Source organism: Anaerofustis butyriciformans (genome assembly GCF_036289385.1).
Lineage (GTDB): Bacteria > Bacillota > Clostridia > Eubacteriales > Anaerofustaceae > Anaerofustis > Anaerofustis butyriciformans.
In genome coordinates this window covers 152,864-172,456 of sequence record NZ_JAYFFH010000002.1, presented here as the reverse complement: position 1 = coordinate 172,456, position 19,593 = coordinate 152,864, and the positions used below count along the sequence as shown (strand labels likewise).

Sequence of the window (19,593 nt, the reverse complement as noted above, 5' to 3'; positions counted from 1 at the left end):
TACATAAAAAAGAAGAGAATATATTCTCTTCTTTTTTATTGATAATTAAAATATAAATGATTATTCAAAACCTTTGTCTATATCATTAAATAATTCACCATTAAAGAAATCCCTTATGCTTATTTCAAAAAAGTCACATAAGATTTTAATTGTCTTTATTCCCGGGTTTTTACATTTTCCATCGAACATACTGTAAAGAGTAGTAGGAGGAATACCTGCCATGTTTGCAAGTGAATTTATGGAATATCCGCTTTCTTCACATAGCGTCATTATTTTTTTATTTATAGCTTCCCTAAGTTGCATTTTATTCACCTCCGTTTATTAATATTACATAAATTAAATTTAGCCAAAATCAAATTTCTTTTTTCTATTTTACATGATTTTATTAAATTTAAAAAGTAACCTATGGCGACTTTATGTTGACTTTTTGAAAAAAATATTATAATATAAGGTGAACAATCTTCAGGGTTGGGTGAAATTCCCTACCGGCAGTTATAGTCTGCGAGCGAAAGCTGAAAAGGTGAAATTCCTTTACCGACGGTAAAGTCCGGATGAGAGAGGATACATAAAGTATTTTTTTTAGTAATTTCCTGAAGGGTGATTACTATTTTTTTATGTATACCTTAAATTTTAAGGAGGTATAAAAAAAATGAAAGACACTAGAAGACTTGTAACAGTTTCAATGCTTATTGCATTGTCAATCGTATTAATGCTTATTGTACGATTTCCAATTATGCCATCGGCTGCATGGCTTGAATATGAACCAATGGATGTTCCACTTCTTATTATTGGTTTAATGTTCGGACCTGTAACAGGAATAATATCCGTTATAATTTCAAGCTGTATACAAGCACTAACCGTAAGTGCTATGAACGGCTGGGTAGGTGCTTTGATGCACATAATCTCAAGCAGCGCACTTGTAGGAGTTGCAGGATTTGTATACAGTAAAAACAAAACAAGAAAAGGTGCTGTATTAGGGCTTGTTCTTGGAGCTATAGCAATGGTTCTTGTTATGATTCCGGCAAACTTGGTAATTACAACTAATTTTTACGGTATGCCATTAGAAGCTGTAAAAGCATCACTTCCTGTTGCGGTAATACCTTTTAATATTTTAAAAGCCGGTATTAACTGCATAATAACTTTTATTGTATATAAACCTATCAGTAACTTTATAAAGACAAGACCTGATAGTGCAAGAGTAAATACAACAAAATAGAAATAATAATAAAATCTTTACTTAATGAATCCATTTAGCCTCTCAAAACGAGAGGCTTTAATTTTTTTTATATAAAAAAGCCCCTTAAACAGGGGCATTCGTTCTTAATAATTATTCTGCTTCTTCGGCCAGCTCTTTTAGTTTATCCTCATAAGCTTCCAAAACTTTGTTTTGCATTTCGACTCTTGTTTCAAGGTTTATCGGATGTGCAATATCTTTGAATTCACCATTAGGCATTTTTCTACTAGGCATAGCAATAAATACCCCATTGTCTCCTTCAATTATTTTGATGTCATGAATTACGAATTGATCATCAAAAGTAACAGATACGATCGCTTTCATCTTTCCTTCGTCATATGTCTTTCTTACCCTAATGTCTGTGATTTGCATTTGTCTTTCCTCCCTTTATTCTGTTAAATATATTATACATTATAAATTTAAGAATTGCAATAACGATTACATACCTATGAATAAAGGATTTCATAATTTTTCAACATGATGTTTTTACTTTAAATATTTGCCGATTTTTTTAATATAATTATAATATAAATAAATATTGTAAAAATCATTGAAAGATAGTAAAATATATTAAGTATATAATAAGCATATAATGAAATAAATAAGTGTTAAAGTTTATATAAAAACAATACGGCGGTGAAAAAATGAATATAGATTTAGAAAATATAAAAAAGATATATTTTATTGGAATAGGCGGAACCAGTATGTCTGGTCTTGCTTTAATGTCAAAAATAAACGGTAAAGAAGTTTTAGGTTCAGATATGAGACTTTGTGTTTATACCGAAAAATTAGAAAAGAACGGAATTAAAGTTATTATAGGACATAATAAAGAAAATATAACCGACGATATAGATTTAATAGTTTATTCTGCTGCAATCAGAGAAAATAATCCTGAAAGAGTTGAGGGAAAAAATAAAGGTATTCTTGAAATAGAACGTTCAATTTTCCTTGGACTTATAAGTAAATATTATAAAAAAACCGTAGCTGTAAGCGGAACTCATGGAAAAACAACAACATCTTCCCTTATGTCTTTGGTATTTTTAAATGCAAATCTTGATCCTTCAATTTCAATAGGAGGAACTTTAAGAAAAATAAACGGAAACTCAAGAGTTGGGGACAGCGACTATTTTGTAATAGAAGCATGTGAATTCGTAGACAGTTTCCTTCATTCAAGACATTTTGTAGGAACAATACAAAATATAGAAAGAGATCATCTTGATTATTTTACAGGTGGTATAGAACAAATAAAAGAATCATTTAAAAAGTTTGCAAAAATTACTCCAAAAGACGGTTTACTTGTTGTAAACGGAGATGATAAAAACGTTCTTGATATTTTAGACGGACTTGAATGTAAAATAGTTAAAGTTGGTCTTTCAGAAAATAATGACTTTGTTGCTAAAAATATAACATATAACGAACTTGGAAAACCAAGATTTGATGTATATAAAAACGGTGAATTTTATTATCACTTTGAACTTAATATACCGGGAGAACACAACGTACTTAATGCTTTAAGCGTTGTTGCAGTTTCAGATTTCTTTATGATTGACAAAAAAATCGTAAATGACAGTTTTAAAGAATTTATGGGTGCAAAAAGAAGATTTGAAAAAAGAGGAGTTGTAAACAATATTACTGTAATAGAAGATTATGCTCATCATCCAACAGAACTTAAAGTTACTATTGATGCTTGTAAAAATTATGAACATAAAAAATTATTCGTAATATTCCAACCTCATACTTATTCAAGAACATTCCTTTTATTTGATGAGTTTGTAGATGCAATGAAAGGTGCAGACGAGCTTATATTAAACGATATTTACTCAGACAGAGAAGATAACGAATGGAATATATATTCTGAAGATATAGCCGAAAAAGTAGTTGAAAAATACGGCATACCTTCAAGAGTAATAAGTGAATTTTCAGATATAAGAGATTATATTGTAGAAAATGCTAAGCCGGGGGATTTTGTTCTTGTTGCCGGAAGTCAATCAATAAATCAAGTTGCTTACGATATAGTTGATAAATTAAAAGAAATATATGAATAAAAAAGACCGAGATTTCTCGGTCTTTTATAATATGTAGCAAAGAATCGGAATTGTAATAAAGGAGCATATAGTTGTTATAAATACTCCTTTTGATGCAAGAGCAGCGTTTCCTTCATATTTACCTGCAAACATTACGGTTATGTTTCCAACAGGCATTGCCATTACTATTATGGTAAGTCCTAAAATTAATGGATTTGTAATAACATGTTTTAAAATAAACATTGAAGCTAATGGAATTAATACTTGTTTTATTATTGTATAAGGATATAATTTATATTCGTTAAATATTTCTTTTACAGGAATTCTTGCTAATGAACAGCCTATTAAAATCATTGCAAGAGGACTTGTTATACTCCCTACCATTTCAAAAGTTGAGCTTAAGAAAGATGGAATATTTATAGAAAATATAAAAATAATTATTGCAAGAACGCTTGATATCATTCCCGGGTTTATGACTTTTTTGAAATCAAATTTTGTTTTTTCTTTACTATCCATATTAAATAGATAAATTCCGAGGCTGTAAACAAATATGCCGAATACCATATTAAAAAGGCTACATAGAAATACGGCACTTTCTCCGAATATTGTTTTTGTTACAGGATATCCCATAAATCCAATATTAGAAAATATTGTCATAAACATATAAAGTCCAAAATTTTCTTTTTCTATTTTTAATATTTTATTTAATAATATTGCTATAAAAGGAAGTATTAAATACATTAAAAAAGCAATAAGTAAAATAAGAAAAACAGTGCTTTTATTATATGATATTTCGCCAGTTGTTACGGATGATAGAATCAAACACGGGGTTGTTACATTTAAAATCAGTATATTTAACTTACTTGATACATGTTTATCCATATACCCTATTTTTTCTAAGATATATCCTAAAGTCATTACCAAAAACAAAACAATCATTTGTGTTATAATATTGCTTAAATCCATTATGCTCCTTTCTTTTTACCACATTAAACTGCTTAGTATTTCAAATTCTTTTTGAGAATAAGTTTCTTTTTTCTCTTTGTAAGGGAAATTTTTTTCAAATTCTATAAAGTCATTTTCGTTTATATTAAAATCTTCACTTTCAACAAATCTAAAATCTTTTACATCACTAAGATAATCTTTTTCAAGTTCTAAAGCCAAAAGAGGAACGTCGTTTTTACCGTCTTCGGTTTTTATATCGAATTTTAAAGCAAGTGTAAAACCGAACCTATGGTATAAAAGAGGATTTCCATATATTATAATTGCTTTATATCCCATTTCTTTTGCTTTTTTTATTGAATAATTTATTAAATCACTACCTATTCCTTTGTTTTTATATTCAGGTATTATGCTAACAGGACCAAAAGTAAGTACATCTTTAAATTTGTTTTCTTTTATTAATTTAGCATTTGAATATCCTATATGCCCTATTAATTGTTCATCTTTTTGCACTACAAAAGAAAGATCTTTAATATAATCATCGTTTTTATGAAGTTTATGTAGTACATAATGTTCTACACATCCTTTTGTATAAACATTAAAAAATGCTTCCCTTGTTAAAAATTCAGTATTTTTATAATCTTCTTTGGTTTCTTTTCTAATAATATAATCTTTATTCATATTTGTTCTCCTTTTATATTTAATTTAAAAATTGATACTAATAAAGGACACTAAAATAAAGATAACAAAGTTATCTTTATTAAATATACAAATATATTACATTACCGCTAACAAAAAGACACCACCTTTATTTTTATAAATTTAACACCTATATAATAACATATTTACAGGTATAATTTTAAAATAATAAAATTTAAAAAATAAATATTTTATTATTATTATATTGTATTAAAAAACTAATTTTGGTATAATCTTGTGATATTACAATAAATTTTTATTTTTTACTTATTTTTCTATATATTTTGGCAAATAAGAAAGTTATTTGTTTTATTGTTATTTTCATTTGGAGGTGTGATATGGAAAGTATCAATACCGCTAATCCTCTTGGGTATGAAAAAATTCCAAAACTCTTAAAAGGTTTTGCAATTCCAAGTATAATAGCGATGATTGTTAGTTCTCTTTATAACATTGTTGACCAAATTTTCATAGGTCAAGGTGTTGGTTATCTGGGTAATGCCGCAACGAACGTTGCATATCCTTTAACAACTATTTGTCTTGCAATAGCTCTTTTAATAGGAGTCGGAGGAGCTTCAAGATTTTCTCTTCGTCTTGGTGCGGGAGAAAAAGAAAAGGCCGCAAAAGTTGTTGGTAGTGCAATTTCAATGATGTTTGTTTTCGGTATACTTTATGCATTTTTAATTGAAATATTTTTAGTTATTTTGCTTAAAGCTTTTGGTGCTACAACACAAGTAATGCCTTATGCCATATCTTATACAAGAATAACTGCTCTTGGTATGCCGCTTCTTGTTGTAATAAACGGTATGAGCAATCTTGCAAGAGCAGACGGAAGTCCTAAATATTCAATGATGTGTATGCTTGTAGGTGCTATTGTAAACACAATTTTAGACCCTATATTCATTTTTGTATTTAATATGGGAGTTGCAGGTGCGGCAATTGCTACAGTAATAGGTCAAGTATTTTCTTTTGTTATGGCAATATTATATATAAAAAATTTCAAGCACGTACATTTAACAAGAGATTGTTTTGGGCTTCATTTTAAAGAATGCGTTAAAATTGCTTCTCTTGGTATGAGTAACAGTTTAAACCAAGTGGCGATTACTTTTGTACAAATAGTTTTAAATAATTCCCTTACATTTTACGGTGCGAGATCAATATATGGAATGGAAATTCCTCTTGCTGCCTGCGGGATAGTAATGAAAACAAATGCAATTTTACTTGCAGTAATCATAGGAATTTCTCAAGGAACTCAGCCTATAGTAGGTTTTAATTATGGGGCAGAAAAATATGACAGAGTAATAAGCGTTTATAAACTTGCAATACTTTGTAATCTTGTAGTATCTTTTATAGGTTTTATAACCTTTCAATTTTTCCCAAATCAAATTATTTCAATATTCGGTTCGGGAGATGCCCTTTACTATGAATTTGCGGTTAAGTTTATGAGAACATTTTTATTTATGGTTGTATTAAATGGTGTTCAGCTTATCTCATCAAATTTCTTTGCTGCTATCGGAAAACCTATAAAAGGGCTTATATTATCAATGACAAGACAGGTAATATTCCTTATTCCTTTAATAATAATTCTTCCTTTATTCTTTGAACTTAACGGTATACTTTTTGCTGCTCCCGTTGCGGATTTTATTGCATTCATAACAACAACTGCAGTTGTATCTAAAGAATTAAAAATAATAAAGAATAAGGAAATTAAACTTAGTACAAATTAAAAAGAAAGACTTTTATGTCTTTCTTTTTTATATGATTGATTATTATATTTTTATAATAATATTTTACTGTTTAAAATTATTTCTTTTTATATTATTTCTTTTAAAATATCTTCTACTTCTTTTTTTGATAATACTTTTCCTTGTGATACAACTTGTTCATTTATAACAAGGGCAGGTGTAGACATTACGCCATAATTTGAAATTTCAACAAAGTCTTTAACATGTACAACATTCATATTTATGTTAAGTTCTTCTAAAGCTTTTAAAACATTATTTTCAAGATTAATACAGTTCTTACATCCAGATCCTAATATTTTAATTTGCCCATTTGTTTTATTTTCATTATTGTCATTATTTTCACATTTACAAGTACTGCATCCACATGATTTTTTTAATATTTTCATTTTTCTCTCCTTTATTTTTTATATTAAAAATCCTTGCATATAGTTAAATATATAGCCTATTAAAATAATTCCAAAAGTACAAATTGATATAAACAATATAAGAAGTTTTGGCTTAACGGCTTTTTTAAGCATTATTATTGAAGGTAGGCTTAGTGTTGTAACTGCCATCATAAAAGAAAGAATTGTTCCAAGAAGTGCTCCTTTTGATAAAAGTGCTTCTGCTATTGGAATTGTTCCGAATATATCTGCATACATAGGTACTCCTACCAAAGTTGCAAGAATTACACCAAAAGGATTGTCGCTTCCAAGTATGCCGGTTATTATATCTTCAGGTATCCAGTTATGAGTTATTGCCCCTATTCCAACACCTATTAATATATAAGGAAATACTTTCTTAAATGTAGATGTCATTTGATTTTTTGCAAATATCATTCTTTGTTTTTTCGAGCGATCCGGAATTTTTACGTTTATGCTTTTTGCATTTTTAATAAAATCTTCAACGTATTCTTCCATGTGCATTTTTTCAATTATGCTTCCTCCAATAACTGCAAGAATAAGCCCTATAATTACATAAAAAATTGCAACTTTATAACCGAAAATGCTCATAAGCAAAACCAAACTTCCAAGGTCTACCATTGGAGATGATATTAAAAAAGAAAATGTAACTCCAAGGGGAAGTCCTGCTGATGTAAAGACCATAAATAAAGGTATTGAAGAGCATGAGCAGAAAGGAGTAACGGTTCCAAGTAAGGCAGAAATTATATTTGCTCTTATTCCCTTAAATTTTCCGAGTATTTTTTTACTTCTTTCAGGTGGGAAATAGCTTTGAATGTATGAAATAATAAAAATTAAAGTACAAAGTAGTATAGTTATTTTTATAACATCATAAATAAAAAACTGAAGGCTTCCACCCATTCTTCCATTTAAATCAATTCCCAAAAGAGTAAGAAAATTTCCTATTAATGTATTTAACCATTTCATTGAAAGAATTTGATTTTGAATAAATAATAATACTGACTGAATCATATTAATTCTCCTTATAATTTTTCATATCAAAAAATTTTGATATGTTGCTTAAAATAAAAGTCATCTTTTAGATGACTATTTACAGCAATTCGTAGTGTTTTCATTTTCCATTGTTATTTCTCTAAGTCTTTTTATTGCATGTTCGCTTCCGGATTTGCTTAATTTATAATGTGTCCATTTACCATCTTGTCTGCTTTGAACAATGCCTGATTCACATAATATTTTCATATGATATGAAAGAGAAGACTGCCCTATATCCATTTTATCTATTAAAACACAAGCACATTTCTCTCCGCTTTTTAATAAATCTATTATTTTTAATCTTTTTTCATCGCATAATGCTTTAAAAATTTTTATATCTTTTGAATAGTCTTCCATATTATTACCTCATATCAAAATATTTTGATATGAGTATAATATAATTTTTTTATAAACTGTCAATATATATATCAAATTTTTTTGATATGTATATATTATTTTATGTTTAATTAAGGATAAAAAGTATAAAATTTCTAAAATTAGAAAAAATATATATGAAAATATTATAAAGGAGATAGTAATGAAAGCGACAGGTATTGTAAGAAGAATTGACGATTTGGGTAGAGTTGTAATACCGAAAGAAATAAGAAGAACTTTAAGAATAAGAGAAGGAGATCCTTTGGAAATATATACAGATAACAGCGGAGAAGTAATATTAAAAAAATATTCCATGGTAGGAGAACTCTCAAGCTTTGCTCAGGAATATGTAGACAGTCTATTTTTAAGTGCAAAAATAACAAGCGTAATTTGTGACAGAGAAAATATAGTTGCAGCTTCAACGGGAGACAAAAAAGAGCTTATGGATAAAAAAATAAGCAAAGATTTAGATAAGATAATTTCAAAAAGACAGCTTGTTACTTCTTTAAACGGAGAAGTGGATATAGTAAAGGACAAAAAAAACGAACATAAATATGAAGTTATCTCCCCTATTGTTGCAAACGGAGATCCAATAGGAGCCATAGTACTTTTAAGTAAAGACAAAAATATTTCCGTTGAACAGGCAAGTCTGCTTGCAAAAACAGGTTCAATATTTTTAGGAAAACAAATGGAGCAATAAAAAAGAACACAGTTTGTGTTCTTTTTTTATTTTTTCTCGCTTAAAAACAGTCCCGATAAAACCAGTGTTGTTCCTATAATCATAACAGGGGTTATAGGTTCTTTTAATATTATAAACGAGGCAATAATTGTTATTACTGGTGTTATATAAATGTAAGCACTGGTTTTTACCGTACCTAAGATTTTTATTGATATATTCCAAGTTACAAAGCAAAGTGCACAGGCACAAAGTCCTAAAAATAAAATATTAAATATTAATACTTTAGAATTAAATAACGTTAAATCAAAGGTGAAATCAAAAAACGGAAGCATTAATATCATAAATATCAGCCCGTAAAAAAACATTCTTCTGGTTGAAGCAATCATATTGTATCCAAAAGTTGATATTTTTCTGCTTAAAAGAGAGTAAAAAGCCCATATTAAAGCTGCAATAATAGCAAGTATATCTCCTATAGGATATACTTTTACTCCGCTCATATCTTTAATGCTTATTAAAATAATTCCGGTCATTGCTATAATAAAACCGTAAAAAAAGTTTTTATTTATTTTTTCTTTTAATATAATCCAAGAAAGCATTCCCGTAAAAAACGGAGCTATGGAAACAAGAACACCTATGTTTGAAGCATTGGAATAAGTAAGGGCCATGTTTTCCAAAAGATAATATAAGCTTACTCCCGTAAGTCCCGCAAAGATAAAATATATTTCTTCTTTTCTATCCTTAAGTTTAAGTCTTTTTGGATACATAAGAAATAAAAACAAAAACCCTAAAGTAAATCTATAAAATAAAATTTCCATAGGGGTAAAAGTTTGTAAAAGTATTTTAGTTGATACAAAAGTTGTCGACCATATCATTATTGTAAATATTGCAAGAAGATGTCCTAATTTTTTATTTTTTTCCATTTTTAACGCCTTTCTTTATTATGCGCTTAATATTCTACATTAATTTATTTCTTATTTCAATTTAATAATTTAATATAATGTTTCATGTTTTTATTTATGTGTTAATATTGTTATATAAATATTTAAGGAGAAAATCATGGATATTTTTAAAGTTTTATACGAAAAAAGGAATGAAGAAAATTCCGTTAAAATGGCTAAGTATATGAAAAATAAATTTGACTTTCTAGGTATTCCCAGAAGTGAATTGAAAAAAATAGAAAAGATTTATTTTAAGGAAATAAAAAGTCAGGAATATATTGACTATGATTTTGTAAACAAGTGTTACGAAGATGCTCACAGAGAATTTCAATATCTATCCATAGATTATTTGATAAACAAGAAAAAATTTTTAACAAAAGAAGACATTCCTTTTATAAAAAATCTCATAATTACAAAATCCTGGTGGGATACAAGCGACATGATTGACAGACTAATAGGAGACATGGCATTAAAAGATACGAGCATAAACGAAATTATCATCAAATGGAGTAAGGATGAAAATATATGGCTCAGAAGAGTAAGCATAATTCATCAGCTTTTAAGGAAAGAAAAGACAAATACCGAGCTTTTGGAAACAATAATAGTAAACAATCTTGAAAATAATGAGTTTTTTATAAACAAAGCAATAGGATGGGCTTTGAGAGATTATTCAAAGACTAATAAGGAATGGGTAAGTAACTTTATCAATAAATACAAAGATAAAATGGCAAATCTAAGCATTAAAGAAGCAAGCAAATATTTTTAATTTTAATCTGACTTTAATTTTAAAAAAGTAGCATAAATAATAAAAAAGAAAGGAGAAAATTATGAGAATTCTTGTTGTTGAAGATGAAAAAAACCTTAATAATTTAATAGTTAAAAGGTTAAAAGCGGAAAAATACAGTGTTGACAGTTGTTTTGACGGCGAGGATGCTGTTTATTATATTGAAAATACCGATTATGATGTTGTGATTTTGGATATTATGATACCGAAAATTAACGGTTTTGATGTTATAAGAAGAATAAGAGATAAAGGAATTGAAACTTATATAATAGCACTAACCGCGATGGATTCTACCGAAGACATAGTAACGGGGCTTAATCTTGGGGCAGATGATTATATGGTAAAACCTTTTTCTTTTTCCGAACTTATTGCAAGAATTTATGCAGTAACCAGAAGAAATACAAAAAACAAAACCAATGTATATAAAGTGGCAGATTTAGAAGTGGATTGTAACAGTAAAACAGTAAAAAGAGCAGGAAAAGAGATTGAACTTTCTTCAAGAGAATATGGAATACTTGTATTTCTTATAAAAAACAAAGGAATGATTTTATCAAGAGAACAAATTGAGCAAAACGTTTGGAATTATGAGTATGAAGGTGCTTCAAATATGGTTGATGTATATATAAGATATTTGAGAAAAAAAATGGATACCGGGTATGAAAAGAAACTTATTCATACAAAAAGAAATATAGGATATGTTTTAAAGGAAGAATAATGAGAAATTTATCACTAAAGACTAAACTTAATTTTTGGTATATATTCGTAATAGCCCTTATACTTATTTTTACATTTGTATTTTTATCAGTAAGCATGGACGGATTTACAAATGTTACATTAAAACAGACTCTGCAAAATGAAATTAATGAATGTGTTCAGGAAATAAATGAAGAAGGCTATGAAGAAATTTACGATGATGATTTTGAATTTTACAAAGACGGAGTAGAAATAGCCATATATAAAAATGATAAGCTTCTTAGAGGTAATGTTCCATCAGATATAAATAATGCTTCATATAATGACGGAGTAAATGAATATGATGGAGAATCCAATAACTGGTATGTATATGATAAAATGACCAATATTGACGGAGTATTTGTGAGAGGATATATGTCAATTTCTACACTTCAAACCTTAAGTACTTTCATGATGACAATATTTATAATATTAATACCAATAATTCTTATTGTTTCGTCAGTGGTTGGATATTTTATAACAAAAAGAACTTTATCACCTATTGACAAAATAGTCGATACTGCCGTTAATATTTCAAACGGAGATGATTTATCAAAAAGAATAAATTTAAAAACAAAATCTAAAAATGAAATAAGCATAATGGCAAGCACTTTTGACGAGATGTTTGAAAGACTTGAAACATCATTCGAAAATGAAAAAAAATTCACTTCAGACGCTTCTCACGAGCTTAGAACTCCTGTTTCCGTAATACTTGCATCTTGTGACTATGCCTTGTATGAAGGAAGCGAAGAAGAACAAAGAGAAGCTCTTGAAATTATAAAAAAACAAGGCGAAAAACTTTCTTCTTTAATATCTCAACTTCTTATGTTTACAAGGTTTGATTTTAACAGAATAAAAATTCAAAGAGAAAAAATCAATTTAAACGAACTTATTGAAAGCGTTTTGGAAGAAATGGAAATAAAGGCAGAGGATAAAAATATAAAGTTAAATATGGATATAAAAGATGATATAAATATATATTTAGATACTGTACTTATAATGAGGGTATTTATAAACCTTGTATCCAATGCCATAAAATACGGAAAAGAAAATGGATATGTTAATATAAAAGCATCTCAAACAAATGAAGAAGTAATATGCTATGTTGAAGATAACGGAATTGGAATAAGCAGTGAGAACATAGATAAAATTTGGAACAGATTTTATCAGGTTAATCCTTCAAGAGATAATGAGAATAGTCTTGGACTTGGTTTATCAATGGTAAAAACCATAATAGAAAAAATGGGCGGTAAAATAAATGTTACAAGCAAAGAAAATGTTGGAACTACTTTTAAAATAATTTTAAAAAAATAAATTCTTTAATTTTACTTTAATTTTTCTTTCCTATCATTTAGGTAGAAAAAAGAAAAGAACGAAAAAAAATGGAGGAAAGAAAGATGAGAAAAAGAACAGTTTTGGTTATGGTAACAATAGTAGGTATTGCTTTAGTAGGTGCAAGCGTATTTGCAAAAGATTTAAGTATGAATTATATGGAAAATCCACTAAAAACTACAAGCACAGATGCTACAAATTTAGCAGATGAAAATACATCATTAATAGAAGTAAGTTCAGTTAAACAAGATGATGACAATAAAAATATAATAGACGTTCACTTTACAACAAAAGTTATGTGGGATGATAATGCAAGCATAACTTCGCTTACAGATGCCGGCGGTAACAGTTACAATGCAAAGATTATTGATAGAGATGATGACGATTTAGAAATTTATGTTGAAGGAATTAAAGACGGAACAAATTATACAGCTGACATTCAAGGAATAAAAGCATATAATGATAGCTCTTATACAAATTTAAAAGTAACTTTTGAAACAGAAAAACAAACATCAACTAACACAAAATCAAACTTAAAAGTAAGAGATGTCGATTTTGACAGAGAAGATGAAGAAGTATCATTTGACTTTGATAAATTTATCGAATTAAAATCAGATGCTTATATCATAATCAAAGATTCAAACGGAAATACTTATTCAAGTAAAAATTCAAGAATTATATGTGATGAAGATGATATTGAATTATTTCTTGATAAAAATTTAAAACAAGGTCAAAAATACACATATGAAATAAATGGTATAAAAGAAAACGTAGGTAATTCTTATGAAACAATAAACGGTAGCTTTACTGCTTATGATGATTAATTTAACATTGTAAATTAAATATAAACAAATAATAAAAACCTCATGTAGTTTACTATATGGGGTTTTTATTTATTAAAATTCTAATTGGCAATATTGAAAAAGTTAAAAAAAGATATATAATATAATCAAACATAATTATGAATACAAATAAATATTATTTCATAATACTGGGAGGTGTATGAAATGAAATATTTAACTGTAAAAGAAGTTGCACAAAATTGGAATGTTTCAATAAGGGTAGTGCAAAGATATTGTTTAGAAGGAAAAATCGAAGGAGCAAAAAAGGTTTCCAATGTATGGCAAATTCCACAAAATGCTTCCAATCCCATTAATAATGGAAGAACAAAACAGGAAGTAATAGATACATCAAATCTTATGCCTTTATTGAATACTCCTTTTAAGCCAGGTGAATGTTTGAAATATATTAATAATATTAAAAAAGGAGATTCGAGGGATATTGCTTTATGCGAATATTATTATTTTAGCGGACAAGCTGAAAAAGCCGCAAAAATGGCAGAATTATATCTAACAAGTTCCGATTTATCTTTAAGTCTTTCTGCTTATTTTATTTATTCATATGCAAATCTTTCCTTAGGTAATATAACACAAGCGAAATATGCTCTTTCAATACTTAAAAAAACAGCTTCAAGTAAAAAAGATATTCCACTATTAAAAGATGCAAGTGCATTTATTGCCACGGCAGCAGCGATTTTATTACATCTTCCTCTTCCAAATGAAATACCGCCAATGAAAGAATATATTAATTTTCTTCCTGAAGGGCTTAGAATGTTTGCGCTATATGTTCATGCTCATTATAGATATTTACAGGGAGAATATGAAAGAAGCATAGGTATAGTTGAAACTGCTATTGCATTGCAAAAAGAAACATATCCTATTTCTTCTATATATTTACATTTAGTTGCGGTTATGGATTATATGAGCATAAAAAATGTAAAAAAAGCACAAAAACATCTTCTTATTGCCTGGGATTTGGCACGTCCCGATGATTTAATCGAAGCATTTGGAGAACACCACGGACTTCTTGGAGGAATGCTTGAGTCTGTAATAAAAAAAGACTGGCCTGATGATTTTAAAAGAATAATAGATATTACTTATCGTTTTTCAGAAGGATGGAGAAAAGTACATAATCCGATAACAGGAAGAGATGTTGCGGATAATTTAACCACTACGGAATTTGCGGCTGCAATGCTTGCTGCAAGAGGGTGGACAAATCAAGAGATAGGAGAACATATGAATATATCTGCCAATACCGTAAAACAGTATATGTCTTCAGCTTTTCAAAAGCTTGGAATAAATCAACGTCAAGATTTAAAAAAATATATGTTGGATTAAAAAAACTCTGCATTTAGCAGAGTTTTTATTTTATATTATTGCATCTACAAAATCATCAACATCAAATTCTTCTAAATCTTCAAGTCCTTCTCCAAGGCCTACATACCACATAGGAGGTTTGTCTTCTCCTGCTAAGGAAACTATTACCCCGCCTTTTGCGCTTCCGTCAAGCTTTGTCATTATTATACCATCAACCTTGGCGCTTTCATTAAAGCTTTGTGCTTGAATTACACTGTTTTGTCCTGCTCCCGCATCTAAAACAAGAACTGTATATAAATTATAATCTCCTTTGAACTTATCACAGACTCTGTAAATTTTGTTAAGTTCGTCCATTAAATTCTTTTTGTTTTGAAGTCTTCCTGCGCTGTCTGCAAGAATAATATCCATATTTTTTGCTTTTGCAGAATCAAGACAATCATAAATTACACTTGCCGGATCTTGACCTTGTTTGCTTTTTACGATTGGAACATCTAGTCTTTCTGCCCAAGTTGCAAGCTGTTCGCTTGCTGCGGCTCTGAAAGTATCTGCTGCCGCTAAAATTACTTTTTTATCTTCTTTTAAAAATTTATTTGCAAGTTTTGCTATTGTTGTTGTTTTTCCAGCTCCGTTTACTCCTATGAAAAGTATTAAAGCTGGTTTTTTAATTTCTTTATCCCAAAGATTTAATTTTAGTCTGTTTTTAATTTCTTCTTTAATTAAATCATGTAGTTTGTTTATGTCTTTTACATCTTTTTTAGTGGCATTTTCCTTTACGTTTTCGATTATTTCTTCGCTTACATTAAAAGGAATATCGCTTAAAATAAGTACTTCAATTAATTCTTCATATAAATCATCATCTATTTTGTTTGATGAAAATACATCTTTTAACTTTGATAGTAAACTTTTTTTTGTTTTATCAAGTCCTTTATTATATTTATCTTTTGACATTTATTTCACCGCCTTCATGTATATCTTTTAATTTTACGCTTACGATTTTTGTTATACCTTCACTTCCCATGGTTGCTCCGTAAAGTACGTCGGCTATGCTCATGGTTATTTTTCTGTGAGTTACAACAATAAATTGGTTGTCTTTAATTATTGATTTTAAATATTTGCAGAACCTTGCAACATTTGCATCGTCCAAAGCTGCGTCGATTTCGTCAAGAACACAGAATGGTGCAGGTTTTAATTTAAGTATTGCAAATATCAAAGCTATTGCAGTCATGGATTTTTCTCCTCCGGATAGAGAAGAAATGTTTTTAAGTTTTGTTTTTGGAGGAGAAGCGACAATATCTATTCCGCTTTCCATTATATCATCGGGATTTGTTAAAATAAGTTTAGCGTTTCCTCCGTTGAATAACTGCTTGAATACTTCTTCAAACTCTTTGTTTATGTTGGTAAATTCTCTTAAAAATCTTTCTTCGATTTTAGAGTTCATATCTTTTATTATGTGTAGAAGTTCTCCTTTTGAATCTTCAAGGTCATCTTTTTGTTCACTTAAAAATTCAAATCTTTCTTTTACTTCTTTATATTCTTCTATGGATTCAACATTGATGTTTCCCAGTTTTTTTATGCTTGCTTTTAAGTCCTTTACTGTTGTTTCCGTTTCAAGCATATTTTCAATAGGCTTTTTATATTCAAGTGCTTGTGCGTATGTTAGGTTATAATCTTCTATTATTCCTTTTTGAAGATAATCCATTTCAAGATTTGTTTTGTCTTTTTTATTTTCAAGCTTTTGTATTTGCTCGCTTAAACGATATCTTTCTTCTTGAAGATTTTTTAAGTTGTGGTTAACTTCTTCAAACTCTTCATTTGATTGTTTTTTCTTTTCAATTAAAGAAGCATATTTATCGTCTAAGTTTTTCTTTAGTTCATCGTAATCTTTATCAAGCTCTTTAGCCTTATTTATTTGTTCATTTAATAAAGAAATATTTTCTTCGTTTTCTTCAATTTCTTTTAAACTTTCTGATGTGCTAAGTTCAATATTTTTAATGTTTTTGTTAAGCTCAAAAATAGCCGTGTTTATTCTGCTTAACTGTTCTTCTTGTTTATAAAGATTGATTTCCTCTTTATTTAGTTTTGTTGCCATATCAAGATATTTATCTTTATATAAACCAAGACCTATCTTTGATATTTCGTCTTTCTTTTCTTCAATTTCTTTATTTAATTGCTCAATTTCTTCTTTTGATTGTTCATTCATAAGAAGGATTTTTTCATCTGAAGTCTTTAAGTTTTCTATTCTTTTCTTGTTTTCTTCAAATGTTTTTATTTTCTTTTCAAGATTTTCTTCAGCTTCTCTGTTCTTGTCTTCTTCCTTGCTTATGATAAGAGTCAGTTCGTTTATTTCATCGGCCTTTAACTTTAACTGTTCATCTTTTTCTTTAAGTTTAATATCAAAAGAACCGCTTTGTTTTAAGTATTCGTTATAATCTTTTACCGCTTCTTTTATTTGTTTGTTTAGTTTTTCAATTTCGTTTTTTCTTGATAAAAGTGAACGGTCATTGTTTTTATTTTGTCCACCTACCAAAGCTCCTCCCGGGAATAAAACTTCTCCGTCAAGAGTTGCTATTTTATATTTATGTGCACTTTTTTTTGCAAAGTCATTTGCATTTTTTAGATTATCAAATATAAGAAGTGTGCCAAGAGCATTTTTAACGATATTTTCAAACTTCTTATCATATTTTACAATATCGCTTGCAACACCCTCAAATCCTTTTGCATTTGTTATTACAGAGTTTAAGTTATATATTTCTCTTGGTTTTATTATGTTATGAGGTAGGAATGTTATTCTTCCCCACTTGTTTTCTTTTAAAGCTTTAATTGCTCTTGCAGCTGTGCTTTCATCTTTAACTACAACGTGTTCAACGGTAGATGTAAGGGATTTTTGTATTGCATCCATATATTTATCGGGTACGGAAATAAGATCCCCTAAAGTGCCGTACACTTCGTCAGAAAGGCTTGTGTTTTTTGCAAATTCAAAAAGTTTTTTGATTGCGAATTTATAACCTTCCTTGTTTTCTTCATATCCCGTTAAAATGTCTCTTTGTCCTTTTAGAAGTTTTACTTTGTTGTATTTTTCAAGAAGATTTTCTTTGTAGTCAGCTTTTGCTTCTTCTATTAAATATCTTTCTTCTAAAAGCTTGTTGTTTTCATCGTCGAGTTTTTCAAGTTTTTCTTCGTTTTTAAGGTTATTTGAAGTAAAGTCCTGTTTTTCAAGTTCTTCTATTTCTACCTTTAATTCTTTGTTTTCTTCTTCAAGTTTTGTAATGATGAATTTATTGTTTTCGATTCTGTTAAAGCTGTCTGCAAGAAGGCTTTCTTTATCTTTTAGTAATCTTTCTTTTGTTTTAAGATTTATGTTTTCTTTTTCAATTGCACTTTCTGTTTCGTCTGAAAGTCCTTTTAATCTTTCCACTTCTTGTTTTAACTTAGAAAATTCTTCTTGTAATTTTGTAAATAATTCTTCTTGTTTTTCTTTATTTTCCTTATTTTCATTTAAAGATAAGACTGCTTGTTCTTTTTCTTCTTCAAGTTTTAATATTCCGTCTTTTAAGGATTTTATATTTTCTGTGTGAGTTAATATTTTATTTTTGTTTACTTCAACTTCAACTTTAGAATTTTCGTAATTTGAAATGAAGTCGTGTATTTCTTTATTTGCGTTGTTTATTTCTTCATCAAAAGAATTTACTTCAAGTTTTAATTTAGAGTATTTTTCATCCAAAACAGAGATACTCTCTTCTTGTTTTGTTAAAGTATCTCTCATTATTTTTTCGTCTTCTTCTATTTTTGAAAGTTCTTCTTTGTATTTATCTGCTTTATGAACGAATAAATTAAGCTCTATTCCCTTAAGTTCATCGCTTAATTTTATATATTCTCTTGCCTTTTTGGAATTTCTTTTTAAAGTAGGAATTCTTTTTTCAAGCTCTGAAATTATGTCTAAAATTCTGTATAGATTATTTTGTGTTTTATCAAGCTTTTTAATAGCTTCGTTTTTTCTGCTTTTATATTTAACTATCCCTACGGCTTCTTCAATCATTAATTTTCTCTCTACCGCAGAGTTGTTTACAATGCTTTCTATTTTACCTTGAGAAATTATTGAGTATCCTTCTCTAGATAGACCCGTATCCATGAAAAGTTCTTGAATGTCTTTAAGTCTTACGGAGTTTTTATTTATGTAATACTCACTTTCTCCCGAACGATAAAGTCTTCTTGAAACATTTACTTCGCTGTATTCACTTGGTAAAATCCCCGAAGAGTTGTCTATTGTTATGCTTACAAAAGCGTAACCAAGAGCTCTTTTTTCTTCAGTTCCGGAAAAGATGACATCTTCCATCTTTCCTCCTCTTAGGGATTTAACTCTTTGCTCTCCTAAAACCCATCTTATTGCATCTACAATATTACTTTTTCCGCTTCCGTTTGGACCTACTATTCCCGTTACGGGATTGTCAAATAAAATCTCGACTTTCTGTCCAAAGGATTTAAAGCCGTATATTTCAACTTTTTTTAAATACATTTGTTACCGC

19 protein-coding genes and 1 riboswitch are annotated in these 19,593 nt (G+C 28.6%); of the genes, 9 read left to right on the top strand and 10 right to left on the bottom strand.

Annotation, left to right across the window (positions count from 1 at the left end; genetic code table 11):
* Positions 1-60 precede the first annotated feature (60 nt).
* Positions 61-303: a helix-turn-helix domain-containing protein gene (locus tag V2W16_RS04270; RefSeq protein ID WP_329382025.1), complete on the bottom strand. Its 243-nt coding sequence runs from the start codon at positions 301-303 to the stop codon at positions 61-63.
* Positions 304-454: 151 nt separating this feature from the next.
* A riboswitch (FMN riboswitch) is annotated at positions 455-567 on the top strand.
* An 82-nt stretch (positions 568-649) separates the two neighbouring features.
* Here V2W16_RS04270 and V2W16_RS04265 point away from each other — a divergent pair.
* A complete protein-coding gene (locus V2W16_RS04265; RefSeq protein ID WP_329382022.1) occupies positions 650-1,216 on the top strand; it encodes an ECF transporter S component in 567 nt (188 codons plus the stop codon).
* A 111-nt stretch (positions 1,217-1,327) separates the two neighbouring features.
* On the opposite strand, the gene spoVG is transcribed toward V2W16_RS04265, so the two are convergent.
* On the bottom strand, positions 1,328-1,606 hold the full coding sequence (gene spoVG, locus V2W16_RS04260; RefSeq protein ID WP_138269243.1) for a septation regulator SpoVG: 279 nt from the start codon (positions 1,604-1,606) through the stop codon (positions 1,328-1,330).
* Positions 1,607-1,878: 272 nt separating this feature from the next.
* On the opposite strand from spoVG, the gene murC reads away from it, so the two are divergent.
* Positions 1,879-3,279, top strand: coding sequence for a UDP-N-acetylmuramate--L-alanine ligase (gene murC / locus V2W16_RS04255; protein ID WP_329382016.1), 1,401 nt, complete (start codon positions 1,879-1,881; stop codon positions 3,277-3,279).
* Between the two features lie 24 nt (positions 3,280-3,303).
* Here murC and V2W16_RS04250 read toward each other — a convergent pair whose 3' ends face one another.
* Entirely contained in the window at positions 3,304-4,224 is a 921-nt protein-coding gene (locus V2W16_RS04250) for an AEC family transporter (protein WP_329382013.1), read from the bottom strand.
* A 15-nt stretch (positions 4,225-4,239) separates the two neighbouring features.
* Positions 4,240-4,881 carry a GNAT family N-acetyltransferase gene (locus V2W16_RS04245; protein WP_329382010.1) on the bottom strand — a complete coding sequence of 214 codons (642 nt, stop codon included), beginning with the start codon at positions 4,879-4,881 and terminating at the stop codon, positions 4,240-4,242.
* A 356-nt stretch (positions 4,882-5,237) separates the two neighbouring features.
* Here V2W16_RS04245 and V2W16_RS04240 point away from each other — a divergent pair, with 356 nt between their 5' ends.
* On the top strand, positions 5,238-6,623 hold the full coding sequence (locus tag V2W16_RS04240; protein WP_329382007.1) for an MATE family efflux transporter: 1,386 nt from the start codon (positions 5,238-5,240) through the stop codon (positions 6,621-6,623).
* 86 nt (positions 6,624-6,709) lie between these two features.
* Here the strand turns inward: V2W16_RS04240 and V2W16_RS04235 are convergent, their stop codons facing one another.
* The 3 genes from V2W16_RS04235 to V2W16_RS04225 all read right to left on the bottom strand — a co-directional run bounded on the left by V2W16_RS04235 (position 6,710) and on the right by V2W16_RS04225 (position 8,431).
* Positions 6,710-7,027: a thioredoxin family protein gene (locus tag V2W16_RS04235; RefSeq protein WP_329382004.1), complete on the bottom strand. Its 318-nt coding sequence runs from the start codon at positions 7,025-7,027 to the stop codon at positions 6,710-6,712.
* A gap of 18 nt (positions 7,028-7,045) precedes the next feature.
* The gene (locus V2W16_RS04230; RefSeq protein ID WP_425353938.1) at positions 7,046-8,053 is read right to left on the bottom strand and encodes a permease; all 1,008 of its coding nucleotides are present in this window, start codon (positions 8,051-8,053) and stop codon (positions 7,046-7,048) included.
* A 75-nt stretch (positions 8,054-8,128) separates the two neighbouring features.
* Positions 8,129-8,431, bottom strand: coding sequence for an ArsR/SmtB family transcription factor (locus tag V2W16_RS04225; protein WP_329382001.1), 303 nt, complete (start codon positions 8,429-8,431; stop codon positions 8,129-8,131).
* A 181-nt stretch (positions 8,432-8,612) separates the two neighbouring features.
* Here V2W16_RS04225 and V2W16_RS04220 point away from each other — a divergent pair, with 181 nt between their 5' ends.
* Entirely contained in the window at positions 8,613-9,149 is a 537-nt protein-coding gene (locus tag V2W16_RS04220) for a stage V sporulation T C-terminal domain-containing protein (RefSeq protein ID WP_138269251.1), read from the top strand.
* 26 nt (positions 9,150-9,175) lie between these two features.
* Here the strand turns inward: V2W16_RS04220 and V2W16_RS04215 are convergent, their stop codons facing one another.
* Positions 9,176-10,048 (bottom strand): DMT family transporter, encoded by an 873-nt coding sequence (locus V2W16_RS04215; RefSeq protein WP_329381996.1) that lies wholly within the window; start codon positions 10,046-10,048, stop codon positions 9,176-9,178.
* Between the two features lie 136 nt (positions 10,049-10,184).
* Between V2W16_RS04215 and V2W16_RS04210 the strand changes: the two genes are divergently transcribed.
* From V2W16_RS04210 to V2W16_RS04190, 5 genes are all read left to right on the top strand, one after another.
* Complete coding sequence (locus tag V2W16_RS04210) at positions 10,185-10,832, top strand: DNA alkylation repair protein (RefSeq protein ID WP_329381994.1); 648 nt, start codon at positions 10,185-10,187, stop codon at positions 10,830-10,832.
* A 61-nt stretch (positions 10,833-10,893) separates the two neighbouring features.
* On the top strand, positions 10,894-11,565 hold the full coding sequence (locus tag V2W16_RS04205; RefSeq protein ID WP_253229697.1) for a response regulator transcription factor: 672 nt from the start codon (positions 10,894-10,896) through the stop codon (positions 11,563-11,565).
* Positions 11,565-12,896 (top strand): sensor histidine kinase, encoded by a 1,332-nt coding sequence (locus V2W16_RS04200; protein WP_329381990.1) that lies wholly within the window; start codon positions 11,565-11,567, stop codon positions 12,894-12,896. Before V2W16_RS04205 ends, V2W16_RS04200 begins: the two co-directional genes overlap by 1 nt.
* An 83-nt stretch (positions 12,897-12,979) precedes the next feature.
* Complete coding sequence (locus V2W16_RS04195) at positions 12,980-13,738, top strand: hypothetical protein (protein ID WP_329381988.1); 759 nt, start codon at positions 12,980-12,982, stop codon at positions 13,736-13,738.
* A gap of 183 nt (positions 13,739-13,921) precedes the next feature.
* The gene (locus V2W16_RS04190; RefSeq protein WP_329381985.1) at positions 13,922-15,091 is read left to right on the top strand and encodes a LuxR C-terminal-related transcriptional regulator; all 1,170 of its coding nucleotides are present in this window, start codon (positions 13,922-13,924) and stop codon (positions 15,089-15,091) included.
* Positions 15,092-15,121: 30 nt separating this feature from the next.
* Here the strand turns inward: V2W16_RS04190 and ftsY are convergent, their stop codons facing one another.
* Entirely contained in the window at positions 15,122-16,018 is an 897-nt protein-coding gene (gene ftsY / locus V2W16_RS04185; RefSeq protein ID WP_329381983.1) for a signal recognition particle-docking protein FtsY, read from the bottom strand.
* Positions 16,005-19,583, bottom strand: coding sequence for a chromosome segregation protein SMC (gene smc, locus V2W16_RS04180; protein WP_329381980.1), 3,579 nt, complete (start codon positions 19,581-19,583; stop codon positions 16,005-16,007). The genes ftsY and smc overlap by 14 nt, the downstream gene beginning before the upstream one ends.
* Positions 19,584-19,593: the final 10 nt, after the last annotated feature.